We start from the raw sequence: 20,946 nt of genomic DNA, 5'->3' as shown, positions 1-20,946 counted from the left end.
GCGCGGCTCGGACCTCCGGGTTAAGCTCCCGAACCAGACCGGATGCGCCGCTCCAAGCTCCTCGTTCTACTCACCGCCGCTGCCCTGTCGGGCCTGAGCACCGAAGCTCGCGGGTTCACCCACGTGGTGCAGAAGGGCGACACCCTCGCGTCCATCGCCGAGCGCTACTACGGCCTGATCCAGCACGAGAAGTTGCTGGTCGCCGCCAACGGTCTCGATGCCCGGGGCGGCGCGCCGATCGTGCTGGGCATGCGCCTCGAAGTGCCGGCGCTGGCGCACCGCCGCATCAAGAAAGGAGACACCTGGGCAGAGCTGGCAACGACCTACCTCGGCTCTGCGCAGCGCGCCGATGTGATCAGCATGGCCAACGGTTCGAGCCCTTGGCTTCCCCCGGCCGATGGCGCCGAGATCGTGGTGCCCTACAACTTGCCGGTGATGGTCACGAACGCCGACAGCATCGTGAGCATCGCACAGAAGTACATGGGCGACCCCAACAAGGCCTGGGTCCTCGACCACTACAACGGTCTCAAGGGGAAGAAGCTGATTCCAGGTGACCTGGTGCTCGTGCCACTGACCGAGCTCGCGCTGACCGAGGACGCCAAGAAGGCGGTGGTCGAGGGCAACCCGCTCCTCTGCAGTCAGAGCGCGGGTGAGACGCGGGACAAACAGCGCAAGGTTCAGGCCGAGCTGCCGGCGCTGACCGCAGACGTGAAGAGCGGCCGTTACGTCGACGCCATCGCCCGCGGCAATCGGTTCCTGGCCACCCAAACGCAGCTCACGACGGACCAGCTCGCCGGTGTGCACCGGCAGCTGCTCGAAGCCTACGCCGCGCTCGACGCGCCGGGGCTCGCGCGGGCCTCGTGCACCGAGTGGCGCAAGCTCGACTCGGTGACACCCCTCGACCCGGTGATGCTGAGCCCCAAGCTCATCGAAGCTTGTGAGGGAAACCCACAATGAGGCGGCGCCGGTGACCGAGAGTGTACCCGAAGCCGGCCTGTCTGGGCCCCTGGTTCCCGGCTCCGTGATCGGCGGGCGGTATCGCATCGGCAACGCCCTGGGCGATGGTGCAAGCGGCGTCGTGTATCGCGCGGAGTGTGTCGAGGCGCGCGCAACCGGCGAGTCCGCGTCGGTATTGGTCGGCCAGATCGTCGCGCTGAAGGTGATCCATCGGCACCTCGCGCGAGATCATCAAATCAGTCGGCGCTTTCACCGCGAAGCCCGCATCCTCCGCCAGCTGCGCGGCCCGAATCTGGTCCCGCTGCTCGACTTTGGCGAGGCCGAGGACGGCCTGCTGTACATGGCGCTCGAACACGTGCAGGGCACGCCCCTCGACGTGCTGGTCAAGACCTCGAGCTTCGACGCAGTTCGCGCCACCGAGATCGTGCGGCAGATCTGCTGCGCGCTCGACGCAGCCCACGCGCAAGGTGTGGTGCACCGCGATCTCAAACCCGGCAACGTCGTGATCGAACGCGATGAGGAAGATCAGCTGGAGACCGCCCGGGTGTTGGACTTCGGCCTGGCCAAAGTCCTGCGCGGCGACGCCAGCCAATCCCTGACGGCGCTGACCCAACAGAACATGGTCTTCGGCACGCCCGAGTACATGGCGCCGGAGGCCGCTCGCGGGGACGACGTCGATTTCCGCAGCGACATCTACGCTGCGGGGATCATCTTGTACGAGCTCTTGACCGGGTCGGTGCCGTTCGCCGGCAAGAACCCGATCTCGGTGATGACGGCGCACCTGACCGACGCCGTCGTACCGCCCTCGGAGCGCGCGCCACACGCAGGTATTACCCCTGCCCTCGACGCCGTGGTCATGCACGCGCTGGCGAAGAAACCCGACGACCGTTATCCGTCGGCGTCCGCGCTGGCGACGGTGCTCGCCACGGCGCAGAAGCGCCCGCGCGACGTGGCTTCCACCGCGCCACCGCCGCTGGAGCTCGACCTGGGCAATCGGGATACCGAGCTGTCGGTAGGAACGCCGGCTGCGACTGAGGTCGTGCCGAAAGAAGCAGAGCTGCCCCGAACGCGCTCGTCAGGCCTTTTCTGGCTGATCGCGGTGGTCGCAGCCCTGCTCGGAATTGCAGCAGGCGTGGTGCTCAGTTTGGCCGGTAGCTAGCGCTCTCCGGCCCGCACGGGCACACTCGTCGACAGCGCAAGTGTCTCGAGTCGTCCGCACGGACAAGTTCAACGCCGGGGTGGACCGCCCGTCTCCCAAGCGCGCGGCTTCGCGCTACGTGGTCGGCGAGATCATCGCGGAGAAGTACAAGCTCGTCAGTTTGCTGGGCGAAGGCGGCATGGGTTCGATCTGGGTGGCGAAGAACCTGGCGCTCGACGCGCAGGTCGGGCTCAAGCTGATTCGCGGTGACATGGCCAGCCCAGCCACCGAGGAACGCTTCCTGACCGAGGCGCGCGCCGCGGCGCGCCTGAAACATCCCGCCATCTGCCGGGTCTTCGACTTCGGCCGCACCCGCCACGACGAGCCCTTCATCGTGATGGAGCTGCTGCAAGGCGAGACATTGGGCGAGGTTCTCGATCGCGAGGGCAAGCTCGAGTCGATCCAGTCGGTGCAGATCCTGCTACCGATTGCCGATGCGCTGAGCTCCGCCCACGGCCGTGGCGTCGTGCACCGAGATCTGAAACCCGACAACATCTACCTCGCGGACACGGACGGCCGACTGCAGCCGAAGATCCTCGATTTCGGTGTCGCCAAGCTGGCCGCGAGCCCGGTGAGCGACACCCGCATCACGCAGGCCGGCACCGTGGTCGGCAGCCCCGATTACATGTCTCCGGAGCAAGCGCGGGGTGTCGACGACATCGACCACCGCGCTGACATCTGGGGGCTGAGTGTGCTGCTCTACGAGTGTTGTACGGGGCGCGTTCCGTTCGAGGATGTCAACTACAACGCCCTCCTGCGCCACATCATCGAGGACGAAATCCCATCGATCCTCGAGCTCGGCGCGGGCGACGCCGACCTCTGGGCGATCTTGAGCAAAGGCCTGGCGAAGGACCGCGTGCTCCGCTACCAGAGCATGCGCGAGCTCGGCGCGGACCTGGCCGGCTGGCTGCTGGCGCGTGGTGTGTCCGAAGACCTGAGCGGGCACTCGCTGCGGGCCACCTGGGTCGAGCCGATGCCCCCGGGTAGGATCTCGCTGGTCTCGATGGCCAGCGTGCGTGGATCGACGCCGCCCCCCGGCGCGCCGAGCCCAAGCCAAGCTCCGCCGAACGCGACACCCATGCCCAGCGTCCCGAGGTTGCCGCCGGTCGTGGCGCCCCCGGTGCCGGTTGGTGATGCGCAGCTCGCGTCGCACGGCAGCGATCCGAGCCGACGCAAGTGGGCCCTCGCGCTGATCGGCGGCAGCTTGCTGATCGCAGTAGGGTTCGTGGTGGTTCGCGCTCTCACGGCGTCAACTGCACCAGCGCCGAGCGCCGCGACGCTGCCCGCGCCACCGACTCCGGCTTCCTCGCCCACACCAACGACCACTAGCCCAAGCTCCGCGAGCTCGCTGCCCATCGCCCCGGAGCCGGCGGCAACTCGAGCGGACGAACCCAAGGCGGCGACCGCGCCGGTGAGGGGAAAGCCGAGGCCGATCACGCCGCCGCCTGCGCCAGATCCCGGGCCCAGCGCCAAATCTTCCCCCACGCCGGCCCCGACACCAGCTAAACCCAAGGGGGGATATGCGGAGGATCTCGGGTTTTGACGGTCAGCGTCGGCGAATGCACGCCCTCGTGCGAGGCGCACGGGTGGCTGCCATCGCAGTATTCACACTGACCGCGACCTCCGTCGCCTCCGCAGAAGCCGACGACGCAACCAAGAACGCCGCCCGCGAGCTGGCCGAGCAGGCGGCCAAGGCCATGGATCAGGCGGACTACGCCAAGGCCCAAGACCTGTACCAGCGTGCCTACGCCCTGGTTCCCGCACCCACCCTCTCGCTCCGTCGCGCGCGCGCCCTTTCGAAGGGTGGGCGCTGGGTGGAAGCGCTCGAAGCCTACGTGCGCACGACTCGCACCAAGCTCGACGCGAGCTCGTCTTCCGCCTTTCGTGAGGCGGTGCAAGCGGCGCAGACTGAGCTCGCCGAGCTGCGCCCACGGGTGCCGCGAGCGAAGATCTCGGTCAAAGGCAGCGGCCGAACTTCGAAGGAGCTGAGTGTCACCGTCGACGGCAAACCCTTGGCCGCTGCGCTCATTGGTGTGTCCGCGCCCATCGATCCCGGTTCACACGAGCTGATCGCCAAGACCACGGATGGCCGCGAAGCACGCGCGACGCTGAAGCTCGAAGAAAAAGAGAGTCGAAGCGTCGAGCTGACCTTGCCCGACGCACCGAGCGCCGCGGCGGTATCCGAAGGTGCGGAGGCGAAGCCAGCCGCAAACGCCTCGACGGCGTCGTCGCCCCGCTCACTGTGGACCTGGGTCTCGTTCGGCGTCGGCGCCGCGGGGCTCGGCGTCGGGATCACCACCGGGCTGATGGCGAACGCAAGACATCAGAGCGCCGAGGACAACTGCCCGAACAACCGCTGCGTCGCAGGCTCGAGTGGCGCCGACGATGCCGCCACCTTCCGTAGCCTGCGCACGGTCTCGACCATCGGCTACGTCGTTGGTTTGGTTGGTGTGGGCGCAGGCGTGACGTTGTGGCTCACCACTCCGAAACACACCGAGAGCGCGCAGGTCGGTGCGTTCGTTGGACCGGGCGCGAGCGGCGTTCGAGGGACGTTCTGATGCCGCAGCGGTATGGCTGGCCGCGACGGGTCTTGGCCGTGTGCCTCGCCGGCCTCGCCGCCGCCGGCTGTCCGCAGCTCCAGAGCGACGACTTTTCGACCGTACCCGCGGGCAGCGGCGGGCAGAGCGGTGATGCGAGCTTGGGGGGCAAAGGCGGCGACGCCGACGCCGCTGGCGGAACGACGGGCGGCGGGACCGGCGGCATCGCCGGCAGCGGGGCGAGCGGAGGCACGGCCGGCGCCGACGCGGGGCCGTGCGCCACGTGCGCAACGGGCGAGGCGTGTTGTGACGACGTCTGCGTCGACCTCTCGAGCAGTCCTTCCAACTGCGGTGTGTGCGGCGTCGGCTGCCCGGGGACGACCTGCGCCAGCGGGCAATGCACGAACACCTGCGTGCTCGGTCACCTCGACTGCGACAAAAACGCCGTCACCGGCTGCGAGATCGACTCGGCGGTCGATCCGGCCAACTGCGGCAGCTGCGGCGCAATGTGCACCTTCGATCAGACCTGCGCGCTCGGGAAATGCTCCTGCCCGAGCGGCACCGCCAACTGTGACGGGCAGGCGGGCAACGGCTGCGAAACCCAGCTCGCATCGGCAAAGAACAACTGCGGCGCTTGCGGCGTGACCTGCGGTGCAAACCAGACTTGTGTCTCCGGCAAATGCGAGTGCGCCACGGGCTTCGGCGACTGCAACGCCGACAAGAACGATGGTTGTGAGGCGAACTTCGGCAGCGACGCCAAGAACTGCGGCGTTTGCGCCAAGTCGTGCGGAGCGAACGGAACCTGCAGCACGGGCAATTGCGGCTGCCTCGCTGGCTTTCAAGACTGCGACGCAACGGTCGGATGCGAGACCTCGCTCACCGATCCTCAGCACTGCGCCTCGTGCGCGACCCAGTGCTCGGCGCCGACAGCCGCCTGCGACGGAACGAGCTGTGTCGCCAACTGCGCGAGCAGCGAGACCCTCTGCGGAAACTCGTGCGTCGACACCAGCAAAGATCCCCAGCACTGCGGGGGTTGCAGCCAGCCGGTGGGACCCAACCAGAAGTGCACGGCCGGCCAGCCCGATTGTCTGAACGGTTTCGCCAATTGCAACTCCCAGGCCGGAGACGGCTGTGAGATCGACCTGACCGCGAACCCGACCCATTGCGGTTCGTGCACCACGGTCTGCAAACCGGGTTCGGTCTGCTCGGGCTCGCTGTGTCAATGTGCGGCGTCGACCCCGAACGACTGCGGCAGCTCGTGCCGTGAGTGCTGCAGCGCGGCGAACTGCGCCGACTCCGATCCGTGCACCACCGAGAGCTGCGATGGCAACGGCAAGTGCGGCTCCGCCGGTTGTACGACCGGCAATCAGTGCTGTGCGGCTGGCTGTTTCCAGTGTTGCGTCGACACAGACTGCACTGGGGGCAAGGTCTGCAGCGGCAACCAATGCGTAACGCCGACGTGCACCGGCTCGGAGCTTCTGTGCGGCGGCTACTGCATCAACCCGAACACCGACCCCAAGAACTGCGGCGGTTGCGGGGGAGTGTGCGGGGTCGGTCGGTCTTGTGCGGCAGGAGTCTGCACGCCGCCGTGGGCTCCGGTGACCTCCGCCGGCGCGCCGAGCGCGCGCAGTCATGCCGCTTACGCCGCGCTCTCCAGCCCCGGGCGGGTGTTCATCTGGGGCGGGGTCGACGCGGTGCCAGACGTGCTCGACGACGGTGTGATCTACGATGTGACCACAGACTCGTTCGCCCCCATCGTGCAAGACCTGAACACACCCTCGCCCCGCATCCTTGCCTCGGCGGTGTGGACCGGCAATCGGGTCTTTGTCTGGGGCGGCGGCAACGGCTCGACGGATCTCTCCGACGGCGCGCTCTACGATCCGGCGCTGAAGTCTTGGCTGGCCGTCGCCAAGACGGGAGCCCCGAGCGGCCGACGCGCACCCATCTTGGTGTGGACCGGTTCCGAAGTGCTGGTGTGGGGCGGCTTCGATGCGAATGGCTCTGCGGTCGCCGGAACGTACCGCTACGACCCGCAGCAAAACAGCTGGAAACAAGCCGCCACGAGCGGGGCTCCCGCGCCGCGCGTGAGCGCCACAGTCGGCTGGAACGGCACCGACTTCTTGATTTACGGCGGCGACCTCGGCCCGAGCAACACCAACCAGACCTTCCGCTATCAACCCAGCACCGACGCCTGGACACAGCTCGCCAATGGGCCAAGTCAACGCCTGGGCGCGTTCGGCGACTGGGACGGCAACTACCTGATCGCGTGGGGTGGCCGCAAATCCACCGGTGGCTCCCCAACCACCTATGACGACGGCAAACGCTTGGACGGCTCGAGCTGGAGCAACCTGTCGACGACTTCACCGCCGGGCGCTCGTCTTTCACCCCAGCGCGAGGCCGGCTTCAGCGCGCGCGTGTCCAACGGAGTCACCCTCGTGCTCGGCGGCCTCTCGACCTCGGACACAGTGCTCAATGACGGAGGCATCTACCGATCGGGGACCAACGCTTGGACGCCAGTCGGTGCGTGGCCCTCGGGAGAGGACCATCTGTTTGCCGTCGGCGCCTTCGCGGCGGGTGAGTTCGTCGTGTGGGGCGGCATCAATGGCTCCAAAGTGACGGCGACCGGTGAACGCTTCCGACCGTGATTCTCAGCGCGCGATCGAGCGCCGGCTCGACTGGGGCGAGCTTGCGCCGCTCAAGCTGTCGGCACGGCACGCCGCCGACGGCGTGTACGCAGGCGGACATCGCAGCCCGCGGCGCGGGGCGGGCGTCGAGTTCGGTGGGCACCGCGCTTACGTACCCGGAGATGATCTGCGCTTCATCGACCGCCACGCCCTGATGCGGCACGGCCGGCTGCTGGTGCGACAGTTCGAGACCGAGACGGATCGCGCTCTGCGTCTGGTCGTCGATGCAACCACCTCGATGGGGTTCCGGAGCCGCGGTGCACCGGGAGCCAAGCTCGCTTACGCCGCGGTGGTGGCGGCGGCGCTCGCACGCATCGCCACCTCCGGCGGCGATCCCGTGGCCCTCGACTGGATTGGCGGCAAGGACTGCCAGCCGCTGCCTGCGCTCGGCGGCCGCGAGGCCTTCGAACGCGTCGTTGCTGCGCTCGAGAGCGCGGACCCGGGTGGAGACCTGTATCTCGATCCCGCAGCGGTCGAGCGGGCGTTCGCGCGGGTCGCGCGCTACGCCCGCCGCGGCGCCGTCGTCGTGCTCCTGACCGATCTGCTGGATCTCCCGGCCGGCACCCTCGAACGGTTCGCAGCGCTCTCGTCCCTCGGGCGCACGCTGATCGTCGTGCGAGTGCTCGACCCGCTCGAAGCGAGCTTCAGCTTCGACGGACCGGTCTCGCTCAGGGCAACCGAAGGCGACGTGCTAGTCGAGACCGACGCCAACCTGGTGCGCGAGACCTATCTGGAGCGGCTCGATAACCTGGCGCATGAATGGGACGAACGCCTGACCGCGACCGGCGGACGACTGGTGCGCGCAACGACCAGCGATGACCCGGTGACCACCGTGCGGGAGATCGTGCTCAGCGCCAAAGGGGGCGAACGATGAACTTCGTCGTCGGGCTCGCGCTCGCAGTCGGCGTGTTCGTGGTCGTGCCCTTCGTGGCGCACCTGCTGCGGCGGTCGCGGGCCGAAGAGCGCGAGTTTCCTCCAGCTCACCTGGTCCCGGTGGCAGAACCTGTGGCCCGACAGCGCAGTCGCCTGGAAGACCGCGCGCTGCTCGGTGTCCGCGCGTTGATGGTGCTCGCGCTCGCGTTGCTCGGAGCAACACCCTTGGTTCGTTGTTCGCGACTGTCGATCGCGCGCCAGACCGGCGGCTCCGTCGCGCTCGCCTTGATCATCGACGACTCGCTCAGCATGCGCGCCACCACCCCGTCAGGGAAGACGCGCTTCGAGCGGGCGATCCGCGGCGCCGGCGATCTGCTGGATGCCGCGCGCGAGGGCGACGCCGTGGCCATCGTGCTCGCGGGCGCTCCGGCGCGCCTCGCGCTGTCTGCCACCACCGACCTCGGGGCGGCTCGGCGTGCGCTCTCGGACCTGGCCGTCACCGATCGCTCGACGGACCTCGAAGCCGCCGTTCAGCTGGCTCGCTCGTCGGTGAAACAACTGCCACACGTGGATCGCAAGGTCGTGCTCTTCAGCGATTTTGCGGGGGCGGAGCTGCCCGAGGGTGAACCGCCGATCTGGGCGCCGCTCGACGAGCTCAGAAAACCCATCGACGACTGTGGTGTCGTCTCCGCCGAGAGCCGTGGGCGCCGCGTCACGGTGTCACTCGCGTGCTCGTCCGCACAGGCGGCCCGCGGCCGCTCCGTCGAGCTCGTGGTGGGCTCGTCCGACGCTCAACGCCGAGATGTCGACGCCGGCTCCAACGACCAACGCGCCAAGACCGGCGAGGTCGTGGCCAGCGCAAAGCTCGATGCAAGACCCGGCGAACAGACCCTGTCGCTGGAGCCTTCGATCGCGAGCGTCGGGCTGGACGCGCGGTTGTCGGGGCACGACGCCATCGGGAAGGACGACCTTGCTCCCGTCGCCCCGGAAACCGCGAGCCTCGGCCTGGTTGTGATCTCCGACCCGGCGACCGCGAGCGCCACGACCGGCGGTGCAACGGTGGTCGAGCAAGCTCTCGAAGCCCTGGCGCTGGACGTGAGTGTGCGTCCGATGTCGATGATGCCGGACGACGACAAGGAGCTCGCCGGCATCGCGGCTCTCGTGCTCGACGACCCGGCGGGCCTCGGCCCGGAGGCGCGAGCGGCGTTGGTCGCATGGCTCGAGCGGGGTGGCGTCGCGGGCGCGTGGCTCGGTCCTCGCGTCGAGAGTGTGCAGCTCGGCACCACGCTGGAGCCCTTTCTGCGGGGTGCGCTGTCTTGGGACACGACCAAAGCCAAGGGCGTCGATCCCGCCAGCCTTGCTTGGCTCGGAGCGCCCGCGAAGAGCCTCGCCGAGCTGTCACCTCGCGGGCGCGCTCGGCTCGACAGCGCGCTGCCGAATGGCGCGAAAATCATCGCGCGCTGGGACGACGGTCAAGCGTTCTTGGCGGAACAGACCCTGGGCCGCGGGCTCGTCTGGACGGTGACTCTTCCCACGTCGCCGGAGCAGAGCGACCTCGCGCTGCGTCCGGGGTTCCTCGCGTTGCTCGAGCACCTGGTCGAACAAGCCCAACGACGCGCCGGCCCGAAGCGAAGCATCGCCGGCACGCCGTGGGCATTCCCCGCCGCCGCCGAGGTCGAGGTGTCGGGACCGGATGGGCCCCTCAAATCCGAGAGCGCGGGTGAGCCCACACAACCACAGCGTGCGTTCGTGCCGGAGCAAGTCGGCCGATACCGCATCCGTCTGGACGGCACCGATGAACGCCGGATCGTCAGGCTGGACCCGAATGAGATCACCACGCTGCCGCGAGCGCCCGACGCGCAGAAAGATCGCGTGCTGACCGGTGGCGTCGAGAACGACGTCGATATCTCGTCCGAGGTCGCACTCTTGCTCCTCTTGCTGCTGGCGCTTGAGCTCGGCCTGCGCGCCGCGGGCCGCCTGAAACCCAAACGGGGCCGACGGAAAACAGACCCGCGGCCGCGCGTCGAACCCGTGTCGGACGGGTAGCTCCCGCGCGCACGGCGTGATAGTCCGAGGGCGCCATGCTGAAGCGCTGTGTGCTCGTTCTCGCCCTGGGGCTCTCGGGCTGTCATTCGCCTGGAATGTACGGCTACAGCCGCACCTACTCACCGCTCGATGCGGAAGAGTCGGCGACGAAGAGCGCCAAGGAGTACGACCCGGTCATGGCGCAGCGAGCGCCAGAAGAGTGGAAGGGCAAGGCGGTCTCGCTGTTTGGCGTGGTGAAGGCGCGCCATCCCGGCGCGGCTGGCCAGGCCGACCTGAGCTTGAGCGTGCGCACACTCGAGCCTCGGAACCTGTGTGACACCGGCGACGAGGACACCTGCCGCGTCACCGTCGGCGACCGCGAACACGCGGTAGTGCACGCGTTGGCCAAGCTGTCGGGTGACGACGACATCGGGAAGCTCAGCATCGGTGCGGGCTCGTTGGTCCGGGTCGTCGGCACCTTGAGCGACAGCGTCGACCCGAACGACGGCAGCCCCGTCGTGCGGGTCACCTTCGTGAGGCATTGGCCGCGCGACTTCTACGTCACGATTGCGGACCGTACCCACATGAGGCGTTGAAGCCACCGCAGGCGTGTGCCGGGCAACCGGCCAGCAGACCTGCCGTCGACTCGGGATGCCGCAGACACGATCGGCGCCTTTCCATCCCGGGGACTCGATGTCACGAAGCCGGGGTTTTCCCCGCGCTGCCCGGCTGTGCTAAACGAACCGGCCTGATGCGTGCCCAGGGACCCTTCCGCCGCCTCCCTCCCGGAGTGCTCGCCCTTGCGTTGGTGCTCGGCGCGGGCACCACGTCGACGCCCGCCAAAGCGACCGTCATCGAGAAGGTCGTCGCGGTGGTTGGTGAGCGTGCGATCTTGCTCAGTGACCTCAAGGATCGCGCGAAGCCATTCCTGCTCAAGATAAACCAAGAGATCCCGGCCGGGGCGCAGCGCAGCGCCGCCATCTCTCAGACCCACAAGAACGTGCTCGAGCGCATGGTCGACGAAGAGCTCCAGGCGCGCGCGGCCAATCGCTCCAAGATCATCGTGGACGCCAAGGAGGTCGACGAGGCCATCTCGCGCGTCGCGGCGCAAAACGGCCTGTCCATCGACAAGCTCATCTCGGAGGCCGGCAAGACCGGCCTGGACGAAAAACACTACCGCAGCGAGATCCGCCGCCAGGTCCTGGAGGCCAAACTCCTCAATCTGCGCGTGCAAGGTCGCATCCGTGTGACCGAAGAGGACGTCCGCACCATGTATCGGCGTCTGGTCATGGACGAGCGCAAGAAGCTCGCGTTCCGCGCCGCATGGATCCGCCTGGACGTAGCCGCGGGCGACAAGACGGCGGCCAAGGCCGCGCGCCGGCGCGCCGAGTCAGTGGTCCAGTCCGCCCGTTCGGGTTCCGACTTCGGCGCTCTGGCCCGGGAAAATTCCGACGACGCGGGCAGCCGCGGCAAGGGCGGCCTGCTCGGGCGCCTGAGGCCAGCACAGTTGGCGCCGCTGCTCGACGCCGCGCTCTTCAACCTCGAGCCAGGGCAGGTCGCCGGCCCGGTGCGCGTCGGAGATTCGTTCTTCGTGCTCAAGCTCATCGAGCGAGACGAGACCGAGCTCCCCAGCTTCGAAGAAGCAAAAAACGAGCTCGGAGAGCGAGTCTATCTCGAGAAGATGGGCAAGGCTCGGCGCTCTTGGGTCGAGGGCCTGCGGCGCCAGACCCACGTCGACATCCGGATGTGAGTCCCGCGCGTCAGGCCTTCGCGGCGCGTTTTCGTTGCGTCGAACCCCAGGGGTAGAGCTTCACCAGCTGCCAGCCCTTGGTGCGTGTGGCCTCGTCCAGATCTCCGGTCGATGCCGCGCGCAACGCAACCGCGAACTCCTCCACCCACCCGAAGCGGTCGTCGGGCTTCTTCGCGAGGGCGATGGCCAGCACCAGCTCGACCTCGACCGGGACCTTGGCCAACAACCCCGGCTGCTGCGGGTTCGTGTAGAGCACGTCGAGCAGCAGCGGCCCGATGTCTTCACCGGTGAAGGGCGGCTGCCCGGTGATGCCGCGATAAGCAATCGCCGCCAGGGCGTACAGGTCGGCCCGATGATCGACGGGTAGACCCTGGGCTTGCTCGGGCGGCATGTATTGCGGTGTGCCGACTGCGACCTCGCGGGTCAGTGCGGCTCCGCCCTGGATCTTGGAGAGCCCAAAGTCGAGCACTTTCCACTTCTGCGGCAGTGAATCCACCAGAAACAGGTTGGCGGGTTTGAGATCACGATGCACGACGCCGGCTTCACGCACCGCGGCCAGCGCGCGCGCAGCGTGCTCGACCATCGTCACCACGGTATCGAGCGGCAAGCTGGGCGTGCGTCGCAGGTACCACGCGAGGTCGTGCCCATCGAGCAGCTCCATCGCGATGAACGGCCCGCCGTAGGGCGTGTACCCGAGCTCGTAGACTTCCGCGACGTGTTCACTCGGCACCGATGCCGCCGCCTGCGCCTCGCGCATGAAACGCTGCACGTACTCCTTGTTCTCGACCATGTTGGGGTGAAGCAGCTTGAGCGCCACCCTGCGGTCGCTCTCGGTGTCCTTCGCCGCGTACACCTCACCCATGCCGCCGCGACCGATCACCTCCTCGATCTCGTATTTGCCCATCGCCTGGCCGGACATGTAACCCTCGCCCGTGCGCAGGGCCCAGTCGAGCTCGTTACGTGCCTCGTTCAAGAGTGCGTCGCGCTGTTTCAGAGTGCGGCGAACCTGCTGCGCGCCATCCATTGCAGTCTCGGTCGCGCGGCGGCTGCTGCGCGCCAGATAAAACGTCATGCCGAAGACGAGCTGCATCATCGCAACGCGGTACCAGCGCGACATCGGATCGGCGTGAGCGGCGGAGAACAGGCTCACGTCGGGGACGACACCGGCGGCGATGCCCGCGGAAATGCCCAGGTAGATCCCGGCCCCCGCCACGTAGACCGCCGCCGCGCTGCCCTTGCTGCTCGAGAGCCCGAAGAAATACAGACCGACGGTGAAGATGGCCGCCGCCGCCGAGAACGTGCCCAGGTAGTAGATCACCCCCACACCCAAGATCGCGTCCACGATGCCGATGCTCGCCATCAGCCGGGGTGTCCAGCTGGCGTCGTGGCGGAGCACGTACAAGGTGACCAAGGACAGCACCAGGATCACCCCTGCGAGCACCGAAGTGATCGCGCGCAGCCAATCGGCGCCAGGCAAGAACGGCAGCGCGGCCTCCAGCGCAACCATGATCACGGCCAGGCAGCGGAAGAAGACCCGCGCGCGCGTGGCCTCTTCCGCCTGCATGACCATGTCGATGGAGCGCAGCGAGCGCGCCGCTGGCGGCAGCGACGCCCGATTTGCCGACCTCACTGCTGCCGCTTGCTCCACCACCTTCAATCGCCCCGCGACCCTCTGCTCTTATCACGTGAGGCCGCCGCTTTTCCCGAATCGGCGACCCCACGCCCTGCCTCGGCGAGAAAGCGCGATTTCGGCGCGACCTTTGGCCCTCAGCGCACCCCACACAGGGCGTCGTAGATACGTCCCCGCGGTGTTCCACTGCCCACCAGGTGACGCGCGCTCTCCAGCTCTTCGCGAATCACGGCCTCGAATCGCTCGATGGGCTGAGCGCCCGTCAGTGACCGGCCGTTGACGAAGAACGCTGGTGTCCCGCTGACACCGAGCTTCTGCCCGAGGCGCGCGTCTCCGTCGATCTTCGGATCATGGCCGCGGCGTCGCGACGCTTCCAGCAGCTTCGTTGCATCGAGCCCGAGCTTCTGCGCCAAACCCTCGAGCGCTGGTTCGGTGAGATCTGCCTGAGACGCAAACAGTAGATCGTGAGCCTTCCAGAACTTGGTCGGACCACCGAGCTCGAACGCTTCGAGGGCGAAGGCAGCCGCCGGCCGCGCCTGGGTGTGGTGATCCAGCGGGAAGTTCTTCCATACGACGCGCAGATCGCCGCCGTGTTTTGCCAGGAGTGTGTCGAGCGTCGGCTGAACCCTTCGGCAGAACGGGCACTGGAACTCGGAGAACTCGACGATCGTCACCAGCGCGTCGGTCGCCCCACGCTCCGGCGAGCCGGCGACCGGCGGACAGGTGCGAGCCGCGACGTCGGCACCCAGCCCAATCAAGTTCTTGCGCACGCGGGTGGCGTAGAGCTCGGAGAGGGCCGTGCCCAGCGTGAGCACGCTGCGTGCCGACGTCAGCTCCTTCTCCACCACCCGTTTGAGGTCGTCGTAGCTGGAAAACCCCTCGACGCGGACACCGTTGACGAAGAAGGTCGGTGTCTCGCGCACGTCGAACAAACCTGCAAGCTGTAGATCCCTGCCGACCTCGTTGTCGGTGTCGGTCTGCGACAACCAGGTCTCGACCTGCGACTCCTGACCACCGGCACTGGTCACCCATTTGCCGAGCTCGACGCGATTGGCGTCCAGGCTACTCGCCGCCGCCTGGCCCATCAGTCGCCAGAAGGCGGTATCCCCCAGATCGCGGCGCACGCCGGCGGCCACCCTGGCTGCGTCCCGAGCCCGAGTGTGAATGGCGAGCGGCCGGTGACGAAATGCGAGCCGCACGTCGTTGGGAAACGCACGCAACAGTGACTCGAGCGCGCGCTGCGCTCGCCGTGTGTGAGGGCACTCCAGGTCACCGAACACGACGATGGTGACCAATGCCTTTTCACTGCCCCAGACCGGAACGTCCGCGGGAAGCGGCAGCGGCGACCCAAGGTCGGCACCGCTCACGACGCGCACACCGTTGCTCGGGAGCGGCGCGCTCGAATCGGGCTCGGCGCTCGCGGCTCCGGCGTCCTCGGCGGGCTCCTCCGGGTCGGGATCATCCGTCGGCCCCGGCACGGTCGGCGCTCGCGGCGACGGAATGCTGGGCACGACACCAGCATCGGTGCCGGTCGCGGCGGTCGAGACCGGAGTCGGCGGTGTGCGCAGCATCGCGTACGCAAACAGCCCGCCCACGCCAGCGAGCATCAGTCCCACGCCCGCCAGAAGCGCCACGATCCAGCCTGCGTTGCCGCGCGCTCCTCGACCCGACGGCGGCATCGAGTCCATTCGCGGTGGCGGCGCGGGCGGCCGCGGCGCTGCTGCGGCTGCATTGGGGGACGGACCCTCCGCACCTGGGATTGGCGCGGGCGCGGCTGGGGCAGGCGGCGCAACCAGCGGAGCCGGCGCCCCCGCTGCCCATGGCGGCGAAGCCTCCGACGCACTCGGAGCGCTCGCCGGCGGCATGCCCTGAGGCGAATAATGCGGCACCAGCAGCGCCTCGGCGAGGCCCTGCGCAAAACCGATCAGGTCGTGAGGCCGCGCCACCGGGGAGCGCGCCACGGCTCTGGAGATCGCCGCCTCGACCGCGTCGCTCACATCGGTCCCGCACGCGCGCGGGGTCGGTCGCTCGTCGGCGGGCCCGAGCGCCCGCCCGATCACGAGCTCCGTCGCCAGCACGCCGAGGGCGTACACGTCCGCGGCCGGCGTGGGCGGTCCGGGTGTCGAGCTCTGCTGCTCCGGCGCGCGATACGCAAGCGGCGTCGTCGCGACCGATGCTCGATCTCCAACGAGTGCGCGCAGCATGGCGTCGAGCGCAAACCCCTCGATGCTCACACCCTCTGGACCGATGCGCAGCAACTCGGGCCGGAGCGCACCAAAGGCGATGCCTTGATCGTGGAGCGGCGCCAGTGCGGAAGCGATGGCAGTGATGGCATGGGCGATCGACGGGCGCGGGCGCGGAGGTTGTTGCAACCAGTCCGCCAGGCACTCGGAGTGACGCCGCTCGTAGACGACACTGAGCACGTTGCCCTCGATCGCGACTCCCAGCGGCTTGGCAATGCCCGGCGCCCCGATCCGGTAGCGGTCCTGATCACCGAGCAGCGGCGCTGGGTCACGCGATACGGGTGCCCCGAGTGGTAGCGCCACCCAGCTCACCTCGGTGCCATCCGCTGCGGCGGCACCGAGCGAAAGCCCTCCCGGCAGCTCCTCCGAAGACTCGATGCGGTACGTACCGAGCAGGGTTTCACCGACGATGGGCGGCACGGTCGACACCGTATCACCGCCTGCCAGTTTGGCAGCCCGAGTACTCAGCCGGACAGGCTGTCCGGGCGCCCTCCCCGCAAACCGCTGAATCCTCGTGTGGCGTCGGGTTTGCAGCGTGGCACGCTGTGTGCTCAAAGGGGCTCGACATGGCTTTCAGGCGATACCGGACGCTGGCGACGTGGCTCGGCTCGAGTGCCATCGCGCTCATGGCGAGCCTGATCACCGTGCCGGCGAGCGCGCAGACCGTCATCATTCAGAATACGGGCATCAAGCGTGTCGTCGGGCTGCGCGACAGCGCCAACAAACCGTACTGGGTCAGCCACTCGGACTGTGTCGCCGACGACGTGTTCACGTTCCCCGTCGACATGACGAGCTTCTCCGGAAAATCGTTGCAGGTGTGGGCAGGTCCCGAGTGCACCACGAAAACCAAGCGTGAGGGGTCTCAGATCGACTGCTGGAAGCTCTACGAGGCGTTCCCGCAAACGACGACGCTCAGCGTGAAGCTCCGCGCACAAGACATGGTGGCGCAGGAGAAACCAGGCGCGCCGGGCACGGGCACTTCGGCGGCTTGTGAGCGCACGGACATTGCGACCGAAGGCGTCGCCGTCGTGCTTCATTTCATGCTGCTAGACTCCAACAACGATCTCGCCGGAACCGAGGCCACGTTCGACTCAGGCTTCGACGTCATCGGTCCACCGGCGCCCACTTCGATCTCGGCAGGGATCGGCGAGAAACAGCTGATCGTCAGCTGGACGAATCCGATCGCGACTGATCTCGCCGGTTATCGTGTCTACTGTGACTCGGGCAACGGACCTGGCAGCGCTCCAGCCGCGGGCGGTGCCGCCGGTAGCTCTGGTGCCGCAGGTGCCGGCGCGACCGACGCGGGCAGCGACGCAGCCGCCGAGGCCAGCGCAACGGGTGGTGACTCGGGTCTCGAGGCCTCCGCAGGTGGGTCCGGCGGAACCTCGGGCAGCAGCGGCACCGGTGGCTCCGGAGGCGGCTCGGCGGGCAACCCCGACTGCCCCTCTGCTTCCCTGACTCCCGGGACGATTCCGAGCTCGGAATACCAGTGCGGCTCCACGTCCAGCAAGGTGTCCACCGAGGTTACGGCGACGAACCTCGCGAACGGCGTCAAGTACGCGGTCGCGGTGGCTGCAGTCGACACCCTCGGCAACTCGGGACCGCTGTCGAAGGTCGCGTGTGGCACGCCACAGCCCGTGGACGACTTCTTCGAGCTCTACCGCCGAGCAGGCGGCAAGGGCGGCGGCGGGTTCTGCGCCCTCGGTCAGAACCCGAGCCAGGCGACGCTGGCATTGTTCGGCGCCGCCCTGGCCGTTTCGCTGCTCAGGCGGCGGAGGCGGCTCGGATGAAATTGCGACTCGTTGTGGCGCTCACCCTCGCCGCGTCTTCTGCCAGCGCGCCTGCATTTGCCCAAGGCACCGACGAGCTCGGCCCCTACGGCGGCCTCGATCAGCGTCACCAGTACGAGTCACCCCAGAACGCCGCCTTCGAGCTGCGCTTCGGCCCCTACCGACCGGATGTCGACTCCGAGTTCGGTGGCGCCAAACCCTTCGACCAGACCTTCGGCAGTGACAATCGCTACCTGATCGGCATCGAGGTCGACTGGCAGGCGCTCCGGCTCCCGCACTTCGGCAGCTTCGGCCCGGGCATCGGCTGGGGTTACACCAAGTTCAGCGCCGACGCGCTGCTCGCCGACGGCAGCGGTAACCGCTCGGCGCAAGCGACGACCCTCAACATCATGCCGATGTATCTGGTCGGAGTGCTGCGCGTGGACGTGCTGGCCAAGGATACCTTCATTCCGCTGGTGCCCTACGCCAAGGCCGGCCTCGGCTACGCACTCTGGTGGTCCAGCGACGGCGACGGCACGGCCCACGGCGACGACGGCACCCTCGGCCGCGGCGCATCGTATGGCTACCAGTTCGCACTCGGTGGCATGTTGCTGCTCGACGCCATCGACCGCACCAGCGCGGTCGAGATGGACACCACGACCGGCGTCAACAACAGCTACTTCTTCATGGAATGGTACATGAGCAAGCTCGGCAGCGGCGACCAGATGCGCGTCGGCACCAACACCTGGATGCTGGGCCTCGCGCTGGAAATCTGAGCGGCCGCGCGGCTGGACCGCTGCTCAGCGTGCCTTGAGCAAGCGGTTGATGTGCTTGCGCTCCCACTCCATCGCGCGGTCGTAGTGGAGGAACTCGCGCTCGCGGCGCGCGAACTCGGCCGAGTGAACCAGCGCGCGCCCGCCCTCTTTCACGCTCGGAACCACGTGGTGCAGAAGCTCGTGGTAGACGATGTACGAGATGAAGTAGCGGGGCACCCACTCGCGATCGAGCACCGGGTGCACACGAATCAGTCGCTCTGTTGCGCTGTAACTTCCGAGCTTGATGGTCTTGCGGGGGCCATCCACCGGGTGGGTGTGACGCCCCCACGTGATGAGCACGTCCGGCGGGACCGACGAGCCCAGGTAGCGTTGGCTGACCTCGGTCAAGATGGTGTAGAGGTCGTGCACGCGACCCCGGGGGCGGAGCGGGCCACGGGCCGCCTGCACCGCTCGAATGCGGTGGGAGTTCGACTCGATGAACGCGCCGACGAGCTCGGAAGCATCACGCTCGCCGTCGACCACGTAGCGGACCAGGGCGTCGACCACACGCTCCGAGGCGTCGAGGAACATCATGTGGACGCGGACCTTGAGCACCCCGTTCACCTGGGTGCGCGTGACCATCCGCCGCCGGTTGTCCGTGACCGACAGCTGAACCACACCGCCGAAGGCCTGGTCGAGCCGACGCTCCAAGGCTTGGCGCGCCCCCTCGTGCACGAAGATCTGCGGACCGCCGCCGGTGAACCGGAGCGGCAGCTCGATCTGCTGCGGGTGCGGGATGCGCACCGCGGACGGCGCCATGCGCGGTGAGCGGCCCACCACCGGACGGCCCTTCGCGAGGCGCGCTGGCGCGGCGATCCACGGGAAGCTCACGGCACGACGGGCGGTCACAATGATCTCGGTATGGGGCGCGATCGGACGCGTCAAGGAACGACAATTTACGCCGTAATATCAGAGGCTTATGGCGACAGTTTTGCCCTGGCTGTGGAGCCACCCTAAGTGCCCGCGGAGCTTCGGGATCCCGGTCATCGAGCCGTCAACTAGGCCGCGAATCGCATCGATCCGTCCCCGGCTCTTCCGGAACTTATCAACGGGTTATCCACAGCCTGTGGAGGGGGTCCGGAGGATCCCGGACAGAGCTCAGCCGGCGCGACGCGGCCCGTACCGTCGCGCCGTCGCCGGCTGATTCTCTTCGAAGCTTCAGCTGGGGCGCTGCGCCGCGGGACGTTTCAGCCCAGCCGGCGGCAGCGCTTTCGAGCCCCCACCGTTCGGTGGCGGAGCCTTGTCTTCGGCCTTGGCATCGGCGGCGGGCGCCGCGGCACCCGCAGCTTCCGCAGCGACTCGCCGTTTCACGCCGTGCAGCTCGAGCACCTTCGTCTCGACCTCGGTGAGCAGTTTCGGGTGCTCCTCGAGATAGGTCCGCGCGGCGTCGCGCCCCTGGCCAATGCGCTCGGCGTCGACCGCGAACCAGGAGCCGCTCTTTTGCACGATGTTGGCGTCGGTGCCGAGATCCAGCACCTCACCCGAACGCGAGACACCAAACCCATAGAGGATGTCGAACTCACACTCGCGGAACGGCGCGGCCATCTTGTTCTTCACGACCTTGACCCGCGTGCGGTTTCCGACGACCTGCATGTCCTTGTCCTTGCCCGGCTGGGTGGACGCCTCTTTGATTGCGCCGATGCGACGCACGTCGAGCCGCACCGATGCGTAGAACTTGAGCGCGTTGCCACCGGAAGTCGTCTCCGGGCTGCCGAACATCACGCCAATTTTCATGCGGATCTGATTGGTGAAAAAGATGATGCACTGCGAGCGCGAGACCGAACCGGTGAGCTTGCGCAACGCCTGGCTCATGAGGCGCGCCTGCAGACCAACGTGGGAGTCGCCCATGTCACCCTCGATCTCGGCCTTTGGCACCAGCGCAGCCACCGAGTCGATGACCACCAGGTCGACGGCACCGGAGCGCACCAGCATGTCCGCGATCTCCAGCGCCTGCTCACCGTAGTCAGGCTGGCTCACCAGGAGCTCGTCGGTTTTCACGCCGAGCTTCTTGGCGTAGTTGATGTCGAGCGCGTGCTCGGCGTCGATGAACGCCGCCACACCGCCGAGGCGTTGAACGTTGGCGATGGCGTGCAGCGTGAGGGTCGTCTTACCGCTCGACTCCGGACCAAAGACCTCGATGATGCGGCCGCGCGGATAACCGCCGATGCCGAGCGCGATGTCGAGGCCGAGGGAGCCCGTCGGTACGACCGACACGTCGCCTCCGATGGTCTCGCCATCTTTGAGGCGCATGACCGCGCCCTTGCCGAACTCCTTCTCGACACTCGCAATCGCGATTTCGAGCGCCTTGCTCTTCTGCTTCTCGTCCAACATGTGCGCCTCCGACCCTGCTCACTTCGAACACACCCGCACCGGGGTCAAAGGCCATCTGACCCACCACCGAGCGGTCTCGGCACCTCGCCGAGCATCGATGTGTGACTGATACTGTGCGGCTGTTCAGATGTCAA

The 20,946-nt window shown here is 67.8% G+C and carries 15 protein-coding genes; 11 read left to right on the top strand and 4 right to left on the bottom strand.

What is annotated here, in order from left to right:
* Nucleotides 1–42 precede the first annotated feature (42 nt).
* From IPI67_23255 to IPI67_23215, 9 genes are all read left to right on the top strand, one after another.
* Nucleotides 43–957, top strand: coding sequence for a LysM peptidoglycan-binding domain-containing protein (locus tag IPI67_23255; GenBank protein ID MBK7583103.1), 915 nt, complete (start codon nt 43–45; stop codon nt 955–957).
* Nucleotides 958–967: 10 nt separating this feature from the next.
* Nucleotides 968–2,116 carry a serine/threonine protein kinase gene (locus IPI67_23250; protein MBK7583102.1) on the top strand — a complete coding sequence of 383 codons (1,149 nt, stop codon included), beginning with the start codon at nt 968–970 and terminating at the stop codon, nt 2,114–2,116.
* Nucleotides 2,117–2,156: 40 nt separating this feature from the next.
* Nucleotides 2,157–3,698: a serine/threonine protein kinase gene (locus tag IPI67_23245; protein ID MBK7583101.1), complete on the top strand. Its 1,542-nt coding sequence runs from the start codon at nt 2,157–2,159 to the stop codon at nt 3,696–3,698.
* A gap of 16 nt (nt 3,699–3,714) precedes the next feature.
* Nucleotides 3,715–4,713, top strand: a complete 999-nt coding sequence (locus tag IPI67_23240) for a hypothetical protein (GenBank protein MBK7583100.1) — start codon at nt 3,715–3,717, stop codon at nt 4,711–4,713.
* The gene (locus IPI67_23235) at nt 4,713–7,337 is read left to right on the top strand and encodes a hypothetical protein (GenBank protein ID MBK7583099.1); all 2,625 of its coding nucleotides are present in this window, start codon (nt 4,713–4,715) and stop codon (nt 7,335–7,337) included. Before IPI67_23240 ends, IPI67_23235 begins: the two co-directional genes overlap by 1 nt.
* Nucleotides 7,318–8,250 carry a DUF58 domain-containing protein gene (locus IPI67_23230; protein MBK7583098.1) on the top strand — a complete coding sequence of 311 codons (933 nt, stop codon included), beginning with the start codon at nt 7,318–7,320 and terminating at the stop codon, nt 8,248–8,250. The genes IPI67_23235 and IPI67_23230 overlap by 20 nt, the downstream gene beginning before the upstream one ends.
* A complete protein-coding gene (locus tag IPI67_23225; protein MBK7583097.1) occupies nt 8,247–10,295 on the top strand; it encodes a VWA domain-containing protein in 2,049 nt (682 codons plus the stop codon). The genes IPI67_23230 and IPI67_23225 overlap by 4 nt, the downstream gene beginning before the upstream one ends.
* A gap of 35 nt (nt 10,296–10,330) precedes the next feature.
* Nucleotides 10,331–10,870 (top strand): hypothetical protein, encoded by a 540-nt coding sequence (locus IPI67_23220; protein MBK7583096.1) that lies wholly within the window; start codon nt 10,331–10,333, stop codon nt 10,868–10,870.
* A 155-nt stretch (nt 10,871–11,025) separates the two neighbouring features.
* Nucleotides 11,026–12,024: a peptidylprolyl isomerase gene (locus IPI67_23215; protein ID MBK7583095.1), complete on the top strand. Its 999-nt coding sequence runs from the start codon at nt 11,026–11,028 to the stop codon at nt 12,022–12,024.
* A 10-nt stretch (nt 12,025–12,034) separates the two neighbouring features.
* Here IPI67_23215 and IPI67_23210 read toward each other — a convergent pair whose 3' ends face one another.
* Both IPI67_23210 and IPI67_23205 read right to left on the bottom strand, forming a co-directional pair.
* Entirely contained in the window at nt 12,035–13,654 is a 1,620-nt protein-coding gene (locus IPI67_23210; GenBank protein ID MBK7583094.1) for a serine/threonine protein kinase, read from the bottom strand.
* 137 nt (nt 13,655–13,791) lie between these two features.
* Complete coding sequence (locus tag IPI67_23205) at nt 13,792–16,317, bottom strand: thioredoxin domain-containing protein (protein MBK7583093.1); 2,526 nt, start codon at nt 16,315–16,317, stop codon at nt 13,792–13,794.
* 146 nt (nt 16,318–16,463) lie between these two features.
* Between IPI67_23205 and IPI67_23200 the strand changes: the two genes are divergently transcribed.
* Together IPI67_23200 and IPI67_23195 are read left to right on the top strand one after the other, a co-directional pair.
* The gene (locus IPI67_23200) at nt 16,464–17,687 is read left to right on the top strand and encodes a hypothetical protein (GenBank protein MBK7583092.1); all 1,224 of its coding nucleotides are present in this window, start codon (nt 16,464–16,466) and stop codon (nt 17,685–17,687) included.
* Complete coding sequence (locus IPI67_23195; GenBank protein ID MBK7583091.1) at nt 17,684–18,442, top strand: hypothetical protein; 759 nt, start codon at nt 17,684–17,686, stop codon at nt 18,440–18,442. Before IPI67_23200 ends, IPI67_23195 begins: the two co-directional genes overlap by 4 nt.
* A gap of 24 nt (nt 18,443–18,466) precedes the next feature.
* Here the strand turns inward: IPI67_23195 and IPI67_23190 are convergent, their stop codons facing one another.
* Both IPI67_23190 and recA read right to left on the bottom strand, forming a co-directional pair.
* Complete coding sequence (locus IPI67_23190; protein ID MBK7583090.1) at nt 18,467–19,240, bottom strand: hypothetical protein; 774 nt, start codon at nt 19,238–19,240, stop codon at nt 18,467–18,469.
* 399 nt (nt 19,241–19,639) lie between these two features.
* Entirely contained in the window at nt 19,640–20,812 is a 1,173-nt protein-coding gene (gene recA, locus IPI67_23185; GenBank protein MBK7583089.1) for a recombinase RecA, read from the bottom strand.
* Nucleotides 20,813–20,946 lie beyond the last annotated feature (134 nt).

The sequence above is a fragment of the Myxococcales bacterium genome (genome assembly GCA_016706225.1).
Taxonomy (GTDB): Bacteria; Myxococcota_A; Polyangia; order Polyangiales; family Polyangiaceae; genus JADJKB01.
The sequence above is the reverse complement of the archived record's forward strand: the minus strand, read 5'-3'. Positions and strand labels throughout refer to the sequence as shown.

Excerpts from the sequence above, each read along its gene's own strand:
- IPI67_23255 (MBK7583103.1), top strand. The coding sequence starts at position 43 with ATGCGCCGCTCCAAGCTCCTCGTTCTACTCACCGCCGCTGCCCTGTCG.
- IPI67_23240 (MBK7583100.1), top strand. The coding sequence starts at position 3,715 with ATGCACGCCCTCGTGCGAGGCGCACGGGTGGCTGCCATCGCAGTATTC.
- IPI67_23235 (MBK7583099.1), top strand. The coding sequence starts at position 4,713 with ATGCCGCAGCGGTATGGCTGGCCGCGACGGGTCTTGGCCGTGTGCCTC.
- IPI67_23225 (MBK7583097.1), top strand. The coding sequence starts at position 8,247 with ATGAACTTCGTCGTCGGGCTCGCGCTCGCAGTCGGCGTGTTCGTGGTC.
- IPI67_23220 (MBK7583096.1), top strand. The coding sequence starts at position 10,331 with ATGCTGAAGCGCTGTGTGCTCGTTCTCGCCCTGGGGCTCTCGGGCTGT.
- IPI67_23215 (MBK7583095.1), top strand. The coding sequence starts at position 11,026 with ATGCGTGCCCAGGGACCCTTCCGCCGCCTCCCTCCCGGAGTGCTCGCC.
- IPI67_23200 (MBK7583092.1), top strand. The coding sequence starts at position 16,464 with ATGGCTTTCAGGCGATACCGGACGCTGGCGACGTGGCTCGGCTCGAGT.
- IPI67_23195 (MBK7583091.1), top strand. The coding sequence starts at position 17,684 with ATGAAATTGCGACTCGTTGTGGCGCTCACCCTCGCCGCGTCTTCTGCC.
- IPI67_23190 (MBK7583090.1), bottom strand. The coding sequence starts at position 19,240 with ATGGCGCCGTCCGCGGTGCGCATCCCGCACCCGCAGCAGATCGAGCTG.
- recA (MBK7583089.1), bottom strand. The coding sequence starts at position 20,812 with ATGTTGGACGAGAAGCAGAAGAGCAAGGCGCTCGAAATCGCGATTGCG.